12 protein-coding genes are annotated in these 8,475 nt (G+C 60.2%); 8 read left to right on the plus strand and 4 right to left on the minus strand.

Features of this window, described 5'->3' with window-relative positions; translation table 11 throughout:
• The first annotated feature begins 133 nt into the window (after positions 1-133).
• From VFW84_RS05490 to VFW84_RS05525, 8 genes are all read left to right on the plus strand, one after another.
• On the plus strand, positions 134-931 hold the full coding sequence (locus VFW84_RS05490) for a hypothetical protein (RefSeq protein WP_329679434.1): 798 nt from the start codon (positions 134-136) through the stop codon (positions 929-931).
• A gap of 262 nt (positions 932-1,193) precedes the next feature.
• Positions 1,194-2,183 carry a hypothetical protein gene (locus VFW84_RS05495; RefSeq protein ID WP_329679435.1) on the plus strand — a complete coding sequence of 330 codons (990 nt, stop codon included), beginning with the start codon at positions 1,194-1,196 and terminating at the stop codon, positions 2,181-2,183.
• A 231-nt stretch (positions 2,184-2,414) separates the two neighbouring features.
• On the plus strand, positions 2,415-2,927 hold the full coding sequence (locus tag VFW84_RS05500; RefSeq protein ID WP_329679436.1) for an ATP-binding protein: 513 nt from the start codon (positions 2,415-2,417) through the stop codon (positions 2,925-2,927).
• Positions 2,924-3,538 carry a DJ-1/PfpI family protein gene (locus VFW84_RS05505; protein WP_329679437.1) on the plus strand — a complete coding sequence of 205 codons (615 nt, stop codon included), beginning with the start codon at positions 2,924-2,926 and terminating at the stop codon, positions 3,536-3,538. The genes VFW84_RS05500 and VFW84_RS05505 overlap by 4 nt, the downstream gene beginning before the upstream one ends.
• A 12-nt stretch (positions 3,539-3,550) precedes the next feature.
• Entirely contained in the window at positions 3,551-3,943 is a 393-nt protein-coding gene (locus tag VFW84_RS05510; protein WP_329679438.1) for a VOC family protein, read from the plus strand.
• Positions 3,944-3,956: 13 nt separating this feature from the next.
• Positions 3,957-4,757, plus strand: coding sequence for a DUF817 domain-containing protein (locus tag VFW84_RS05515; RefSeq protein WP_329679439.1), 801 nt, complete (start codon positions 3,957-3,959; stop codon positions 4,755-4,757).
• A gap of 87 nt (positions 4,758-4,844) precedes the next feature.
• Entirely contained in the window at positions 4,845-5,132 is a 288-nt protein-coding gene (locus VFW84_RS05520; RefSeq protein ID WP_329679440.1) for a hypothetical protein, read from the plus strand.
• 3 nt (positions 5,133-5,135) lie between these two features.
• Positions 5,136-5,540, plus strand: coding sequence for a GFA family protein (locus VFW84_RS05525; RefSeq protein WP_329679441.1), 405 nt, complete (start codon positions 5,136-5,138; stop codon positions 5,538-5,540).
• On the opposite strand, the gene VFW84_RS05530 is transcribed toward VFW84_RS05525, so the two are convergent.
• The 4 genes from VFW84_RS05530 to VFW84_RS05545 form a co-directional block, all read right to left on the minus strand.
• Positions 5,525-6,253, minus strand: a complete 729-nt coding sequence (locus VFW84_RS05530) for an ABC transporter ATP-binding protein (protein ID WP_329679442.1) — start codon at positions 6,251-6,253, stop codon at positions 5,525-5,527. The genes VFW84_RS05525 and VFW84_RS05530 overlap by 16 nt on opposite strands.
• Positions 6,250-7,098: an ABC transporter ATP-binding protein gene (locus VFW84_RS05535; protein WP_329679443.1), complete on the minus strand. Its 849-nt coding sequence runs from the start codon at positions 7,096-7,098 to the stop codon at positions 6,250-6,252. The genes VFW84_RS05530 and VFW84_RS05535 overlap by 4 nt, the downstream gene beginning before the upstream one ends.
• Positions 7,095-8,156, minus strand: coding sequence for a branched-chain amino acid ABC transporter permease (locus VFW84_RS05540; RefSeq protein WP_329679444.1), 1,062 nt, complete (start codon positions 8,154-8,156; stop codon positions 7,095-7,097). Before VFW84_RS05540 ends, VFW84_RS05535 begins: the two co-directional genes overlap by 4 nt.
• A 16-nt stretch (positions 8,157-8,172) precedes the next feature.
• Positions 8,173-8,475, minus strand: a 303-nt coding sequence (locus VFW84_RS05545; protein WP_414638902.1) for an ABC transporter permease subunit, incomplete at its 5' end; no start/stop codon positions are given.

Genomic DNA, 8,475 nt, shown 5'->3' on the forward strand with positions numbered 1-8,475 from the left:
AGTGGTAACGCCATCTTGAGCTTGGGCACGGGCGCTTCCCGCAGCATGCGTGGCCTAACTCTGCGTTAGGCCTTTGCAAACTTGCCGTGCGGGATGCTCTCAGCCAGTCACGCGGTTAACAACGAATACAAATATGCTAAAACTTTCTTCCGGGATTGAACGTGACCAAAAAGGGCATTTTTTGCTTGATGAGGATGGAATTCGCAGAATTTCTGGAATTCTTAATAGCAAAGCTCAATCCTTACAGCAAACAACAACGCTTGTGTATTTTGTGCGGCGCGAAGATGATCGCTTTTATGAAACAACCGAACTAGATGATCTACTGGCTGACCCAAACACATACAAGCATCGGATTCAGCATCTCGTAATTGAGCTGAGGAAGACCGACCCAGCTCACACAATTGCGCCGTGGGACAGAAAATGGGTGGCAAGCATTTCCTTCACCTTCGAAAAGGAAGGGCGAGTAAAATTCACAATAGCATCAGATGACAAAAACTGGTCACTTTTGCTGGCCGATGAACTTGAGCCTCAAATTTCACGAACAAGAGTAAATCAGAAAGTTTCGACTTTCTTGTTACTGTCGTTCTACGCAGCATTGGCGTGTTTTTTTTACGCGGGCTTTCCAAAAATTGGCGCGCTTATCGGGTTCTCGCCCGAAGTGGTAAAAAACATCATTTTTTTTGCTCTTGTTGGAATTGCAATTGCAACCCTTGGCTCAATTGGTGAGCGCAATGAAATTATTGCGTCAATATTTGGCCCTGAATCATGCTTTTGCTGGGGCGAGCAGTCACGGGTACTTGAGCGCAGGGTGGAATTTCATAAAAATATTACGTGGGCCATCATTGTGGGATTCTTCATTTCTTTAGCCTCAACGGTTTATACAAGCGCGACATTGCCAGCACTTCCTTCGGAAGCAGTAATCAAGAAATGAATGCCAAGCCTGAACTGGCAGTAGTTCGAACACAAAAAAAGGTCGAGGTCATGCAATCGTCAAACGTTCCCACAAGTTTTTACGCTAAGGCAGTGCAACCTGCTTTGCCTGCGCGCACGAGCCTAACTGTTTGGTCAAGCCGACACCAACAAGCTTCGCTTGTTGGTTCCCTCCTTGCTGCGCACTCCGGTGCAGCTTACCGCGGGCGTTAGGCCGCCTCAAACAACCGCCATAGCTATTCGCTAGGATTAAAGGACGCATTATGTTGATATCTCGCCAGGCAGAGGCCTGGATTGCAGCTAGACGCCCATATCCTGACGAGCTTGAATGGGCTGCCGAAAATAATGCCCGAATGGCAAACTCAATCAGGGAGTTGCCCCAGACTCTGCCAATCATCTGTTCGACACTGAGCGATGTGAAAATCAATGAAAGCGCTCCGAATCCTCATGTTCTTTCGAGCTTGGAGAAGGTTTTGAATGGTGTGAGAACATCTATTTTTTCTCTGTATCAGGTGACCTGCTTGGTCAGGTTCGACGACGGTGACACTACTTCTCCAAGCGGCCTACTTGAAGCGTTTTCCGCCAATCAGTTGGAACAGGCCATAACCACTTCAGTCATCCTTGCCCAAATTGCTCGCCCAGGAAGTCTGGGTATTGCTGGAGGCGTGGTTCTAGTGGAAGACAAAGTGTTCTCCACGATTCCCAGGCAATGGTTCTTTTATGAAATGCACTCTGGCGATTTCCGCAGATCAAAGTGGCCTCAAATCGATGATCTTCAGCTAACCAAGTTGTGCGTATGGGCAAAGGAGTTGGGAGCCTTCTCAAGTGCCGTGGCTCGCACCCGAATTCAACGAACCCTCGCTGCCTTAACCCATGCCATCTCGCTGCCATCATCTCAGTCAGGTGAAACGCTTTTTCGGGCAATGCAGGGGTTAGAAGCCTTCTTTAGCGACGGGACCGGCGATTTGAGGCGCCAACTTTCGGAAAAAAGCCAGATCTGGCTAGGGCCTTCCGGTCAATCAAAGAACGTTGTAGGACACCTGTACGACTTACGTTCCTCTTACGTTCACGGATCAGCAAATTTGGATTACCCGTTCGGGCTTCGCGATAGCTATGAAGAGGACAAATTAACTAGCAAGAAGCTATCTGAAGCCGTCGAATTCGCGATTCGTTTGCTCATCGCTACGATTCAGCGATGTGCTGCAGATAGGTTGTTCGATCTGAAGTGGAATTACGGCTACGAAGCCACCTGAGTCCACAGGCCATTGTCTGAATTTTATGTACATTCGAACCTAGCGGAAGTATCCGTGTCCAAGCGTTAAAAAACGGTGTTTGGCCTAACCGGTTGGTCAAGCTGACGCCAGGAGCTTGCCTGACTTTTGTGGACATTCCAACCTAACGGAGAATGTCCTCCGCCGAAACTACAGACCGCGCACTCGTCAACTGCTTCCCTCCTTAGAATCATTCAAACAAACAAAACACCCATGGGAACAATCCATCTGATCCTGGGCCCTCAAGGCGCAGGCAAATCCACCTACGCCAGACACCTGGCCGAGCAAGAACATGCCGTGCGCTTTTCCATCGACGAATGGATGCAACAGATGTTCGCGCCCGACATGCCTGCAGGCCTGAATCTGGCATGGATCATGGAGCGGGTCAGGCGCTGCGAGGCCCAGATCTGGGCCGTGGCGTCTCAAGTCTGCAAGAACCAAGGCCACGTCATCCTCGATCTGGGCTTCACCAAGCTGGAGAGTCGGCAGCACTTCCGCACGCTGGCCGTCAGCATCGGCGCAGGCATCCAATTGCATGTGCTCGATGCACCGCAGGCCGTTCGCAAGGAGCGCGTCATGAAGCGCAACCTTGACAAGGGCGACACGTATTCATTCGAGGTCACGCCCATGATGTTCGACTTCATGGACAAGGAGTTCCAGCGCCCGACGGACGAGGAGCTGCAACAGGCCATCATCGTCCCGCCAAGCCAGGGCGCCGCCGCATGAACGTCGGCATCTACCTGTTCCCAGAGGTCGAGGCACTGGACTTCGCTGGCCCCTTCGAGGTGTTCACCACCTGCAGCCGGGTCAGCCAGCGCCTGAACCCGGGGCAAGAGGCGCCCTTTCAGGTTTTCTCCGTCGCCGAGAGCCTGCACCCTGTCCAGGCCAGGGCGGGTTTGCGCATCGTCCCGGACCATGCCATGGGCGCCCACCCGAGCATTGACATCCTGGTCGTGCCAGGGGGTGTGGTGGCTGCCGAGTTGCTCAAACCGGCCGTCTTGCAATGGGTTCAGCAGTGCAGCGCGTCCGCCAGGCAGGTGGCGTCTGTCTGCACGGGCGCCTTCATTCTGGCCCAGGCCGGGGTGATCACCGAAGGGCCTGTCACCACCCATTGGGAAGACCAGGCCGACCTGGCCGAGATGTTCCCCGCGCTCCAGGTGATCGATGGCCCACGATGGGTTGAACAGGGGTCTGTGATCACCTCTGCGGGCATCTCGGCGGGCATCGACATGTGTCTTCATCTGGTGGATCGCTTGTGTTCCACGTCCCTGGCCACCGCCACCGCCCGTCAGATGGACTATCCGTGGCGCGCTGCATCAGCGGCTGTCGCCTCTTGAAGGGGGGATCCGGTGTTTTCACACATCATGGTGGGCGTCACTGACTTCGATCGAGCCCTGGCGTTCTATACGCCCGTACTCGATGCGCTCGGTATTCAGTGCCGCTTTCAGGAGCCTGAACGCCCATGGGCGGGGTGGCAGTCGTCTCCCGATCCACGGCCCTACTTCTTGATCGGCCGCCCTCATGATCAGCAGGCGCATCAAGCGGGCAATGGCCAGATGGTGGCGTTCCTGGCTCGATCCCGTGAGCAGGTGGATCAGGTCCATGCCATCGCGCTGGCCCACGGTGGAACCTGCGAGGGTCCGCCTGGCCTGCGCCCCGAGTACCACGCCCACTACTATGGCGCATATTTCCGAGACCCCGATGGCAACAAGCTGTGCGTGGCGTGCCATCAGGCTGAATGACGAGAGCTGACGTATGCCATTGAATACGCAAGCCAGCAGCCCGCTCCTGGAGTTCATCCACTTCGGGCTCAAGGAAGCTCGGGCCTGCCTGTTTGCCGGGCTGTTCTTCGCCTCGGTGCTGCTGGTGCCCCGCACAGGCCTGGCCGGGGTGCCTCGATACGATGTGCTGTTGCTGATCGCTCTGGTCATCCAGGTGGGCATGGTGTGGACGAAGCTGGAGTCGATCGACGAGCTCAAGGCCATCACGATCTTCCACCTCGTGGGCTTTGCCCTGGAGGCCTTCAAGACCTCACAGGGCATCAAGTCCTGGTCCTATCCGGACTTTGCCTACACCAAGGTGCTGGGCGTGCCCCTGTTCTCCGGCTTCATGTATGCCGCCGTCGGCAGCTATATCATCCAGGCCTGGCGGCTGCTGGATCTGCGCATCCTTCATCACCCGCCGCACTGGATGGCAGCCCTGATGGCGGGGCTGATCTATGCCAACTTCTTCACCCACCACTACATCGGCGATTACCGCTGGTACCTGGCGGCTTGCGCCCTGGGCCTGTATGCCCGATCGACCGTGGTCTTTCGGCCGCTGCACCGTGACCGCCGGATGCCGCTGCTGCTGGCCTTCGTGCTGATCGGCTTGTTCATCTGGCTGGCAGAGAACCTAAGCACCTTCTATGGCTTGTGGAAATACCCCAACCAGTTGGGTGCCTGGTCGACCGTGCATGTGAGCAAATGGAGTGCATGGTCGCTGCTGGTGATCATGACCTTCACCATCGTGGCCAACCTCAAGCACATCAAGGCCCGCATCCATGTGCCACGATAGCCTGCCTTGAAAGGGCACCCCAATGAACGACACTGTGCCTCTTGTGGCAACCTGACCATGGCCAGGACGCCACGAACCCAAACCCGTATGGAGCTCGGCCTGCTAGCCGCTCTGCAGGTCTACTTCCTGATCGGCGCCGCCACGGGACATCTGGTGCTGCCCTCCCGGCATGGCGATGGCTATTACCAGCTCGCCGGCGCCTATGCCTGGCTGGCGTGCGTCACCCCAGCCCTGTTGGGCGCGGGTGTCATCGTCTATCGTGGTGGAATCCAGGCCCTGTCGCGCCTGCAGCGCCAGATCGTCAGCATCGCGCTGTGGGTGGCGGCGTTTGCCCTTTTGTTCTTCTGCCTGCTCCACAGCCACACTGAAGGTTGAGCCATGTACACAGGACACTGCCTCTGCGGAGGCCTTCGATTCGAGATCAGCGGTGATCTGGAACCCATCCAGGTTTGTCACTGCAGTCAATGCCGTCAAGCACAGGGCGGGCCCTTCGCCACCAACATCCCGGTGGCGCACCAGGCTTTCAGCTGGACGTCGGACACGGCCCTGCTCAAGCACTATGAGTCGTCCCCCGGCAAGACGCGGACCTTCTGCGGGCACTGTGGCTCACCCATGTTCAGCTTCCGCGACAGCCTGCCTGGGGTGCTGCGCATCCGCGCTGGCCTGATCCAGCAGCCCCTGCCCGTGCGCCCGGCCTTTCATGCCTATGTGGCCTCCAAGGCCAACTGGTGGACCATCCAGGATGAGGTGCCGCAGTACCCTGAAGGCTACGCCCCCAAGTAAGCCGCCTGCACCTGCGGATCGCCCAGCAAGTCACTGGCCGCACCGGTGAGCACCATCTCGCCAGATTCCATCACATAGGCGCGATCGGCCATCTCCAGCGCGCGGTGGGCGTTCTGCTCAACCAGCAGCACGGTCACGCCCTGCTTCGAGACATCGGCCACCACCTCAAAGATCTTGTCGACCATGATGGGCGACAGGCCCATGGAGGGCTCGTCCAGCAGCAGGACCTTGGGGCGCGCCAGCAGGGCCCGGCCCATGGCCAGCATCTGCTGCTCGCCTCCCGACAAGGTGCCGGCCAGTTGCTTGTGGCGCTCCTTCAGGCGCGGAAAGCGCGCGTAGACGGCCTCGATATCAGCATCGATCTGGTCATCACGGCGCAGATAGGCGCCCATGCGCAGGTTCTCGTCGATGGACATGCGCATGAAGATGCCGCGCCCCTCGGGCACCATGACCAGGCCCTGGCTCACCAGGCTCCAGGGGCCTTGCGCATGCACGGCCTGCCCCATGTAGCGGACCTCTCCGGACTGGGGCTGGATCAGGCCACAGATGGCCTTGAGGGTGGTGGTCTTGCCGGCGCCGTTGGCGCCGATCAGGCTGACCAGCTCACCGGCCTGCAGTTCGATGGACAGGTGCTTGACCGCCTGAATACCACCGTAGGACACACACAGGCCGTGCGTGCTCAGCACGATGGGAGCGTTGGCGTCCGGGCTCATGGGCGATCACCTTCTTCGTCGTCGGCATCGGGGTCGTGCGTGTCGACCACCTCTTCATGGGGCAACTCGTAGGCCTGGTGGGCACTGCCCAGGTAGGCCTCGATCACGCGGGCATCGGCCTGCACCTGTTCAGGGCGGCCCTGGGCGATCAGTTGCCCCTGGTCCAGCACGGTGACCTGATCGCACAAGCCCATGACCAGCTTCACATCGTGCTCGATGAGCAAGATGGTGCGGCCCTGAGCGCGGATGCGCTCGATCAGCTCGCGCAAGGCCACCTTCTCGGTCGCGTTCATGCCGGCGGCCGGCTCGTCCAGGGCCAGCAGTTGCGGCTCGGTGGCCAGGGCACGAGCGATCTCCAGGCGGCGCTGGTCGCCATAGCTGAGGGTGCGCGCCATGCGCTCGGCCTGATCGCTCAGGCCCACAAAATCCAGCAAGGCCATGGCATCACGCGTGATGGCGGCTTCTTCACGCTGGAAGGCCGACGTGCGAAACACGGCCTGCCACCAGCCCACGCGGGTGCGCACATGGCGCCCCACCCGCACGTTGTCGAGCACGCTCATCTCCGAGAACAGGCGGATGTTCTGGAAAGTGCGCGCAATGCCCGCACGCGCCACCCGGTGTACGGCGCTGGGCTTGTAGCGCTGGCCCGCCAGGTGGAAGTGCCCATGGTCGGCCGCCACCAGGCCGGTGATCACATTGAAGAAGGTGGTCTTGCCCGCACCGTTGGGGCCGATCAGTCCGTGGACCTCACCGCGCTGGATGCTCAAGCCGACCCCCTGGAGGGCCTGCACCCCGCCGAAGCGTTTGCTCACCTCGGAGACCTGAAGCAAGGGCGTGGGGCTCATGCTTGCGACTCCTTGGCCGTCCACAGGCCGCGCGGGCGCAGCAGCATGATGCCGATCATGGCCAGGGCCACCAGCAACTGGCGCAGGATGGCAGCATCCAGTCGCCCCCCGGTCATGGCCTGCAGCGGGCCCGCCACGTGGCGCAGCACCTCGGGCAGGGCCGCCAGCAGGAAGGCGCCCAGGATGACCCCGGGCACATGCCCCAGGCCGCCCAGCACCACCATGGCCACGACCATGACCGATTCCTGCAGGCTGAAGGACTCAGGCGAGACAAAGCCCTGGAAACTGGCGAACAAGACCCCGGCCACGCCCCCGAAGGTGGCGCCCAGGCCAAAGGCCAGCAGCTTGAGGTTGCGTGTGTTCAGGCCCATGGCCTTGGCGGCGATCTCGTCCTCGCGCACGGCGCGCCAGGCCCGCCCCAGGCGCGAATCGTTCAGGCGCAGGCAGATGATCACGGCCAGCACCACCACGGCCAGGAAGAGGTAGTAGTGCAGGGTCACCGGCGGCAAGGTCATGCCCGCGATCTCCAGCGGCTGCCCCAGGTTCACGCCGAACACTGACAGCGAATCGATGCGGTCGATGCCCTTGGGGCCGTTGGTGATGTTGATCGGCGCGTCCATGTTGTTGAGGAAGACGCGGATGATCTCGCCAAAGCCCAGGGTGACGATGGCCAGGTAGTCGCCCCGCAACTTGAGCGTGGGCGCGCCCAGCAGCACGCCCGCCATGGCCGCGACACCCGCCCCCAGAGGGATGGCCAGCCACACAGGCACGTGCAGGCCGTTGGGGAACAAGGCCGCCAGGGCCGGCAGGTTCTCGGTCAGGTGCGGCGAGGCCAGCAGGGCGAACAGGTAGGCGCCCACGGCATAAAAAGCGATGTAGCCCAGGTCCAGCAGGCCTGCGAAGCCCACCACGATGTTCAGGCCCAGGGCCAGCAGGATGTACAGCAGGGCCGTGTCGATGATGCGCACCCAGGCATGGCCCACGCCCTGCAGCAGCAGGGGCAGCACAGCCAGTGCGACGGCACTGATCAGGAAGGTGATGAGCTTCTTGTGGTCCATGTGATCGCCCTCCCCCTCAAGCGCGGTCGGCCACGCGCTCGCCCAACAGGCCCTGGGGCCGCAGGGTGAGGATCAGGATCAGCACGGTGAAGGCAAAGATGTCCTGGTAGTTGCTGCCCAGCATGCCTCCGGTCAGGTCACCGATGTAGCCCGCGCCCATGGCTTCGATCAGGCCCAGCAGGATGCCGCCCACCATGGCCCCGCCCAGATTGCCGATGCCACCGAACACCGCCGCCGTGAAGGCCTTGAGGCCCGGCAGGAAGCCCATGGTGTGCTGCACCGAGCCGTAGTTGGCCGCCCACATCACCCCCGCCAGGGC

This window comes from Aquabacterium sp., assembly GCF_036279655.1.
GTDB lineage: Bacteria > Pseudomonadota > Gammaproteobacteria > Burkholderiales > Burkholderiaceae_C > Aquabacterium.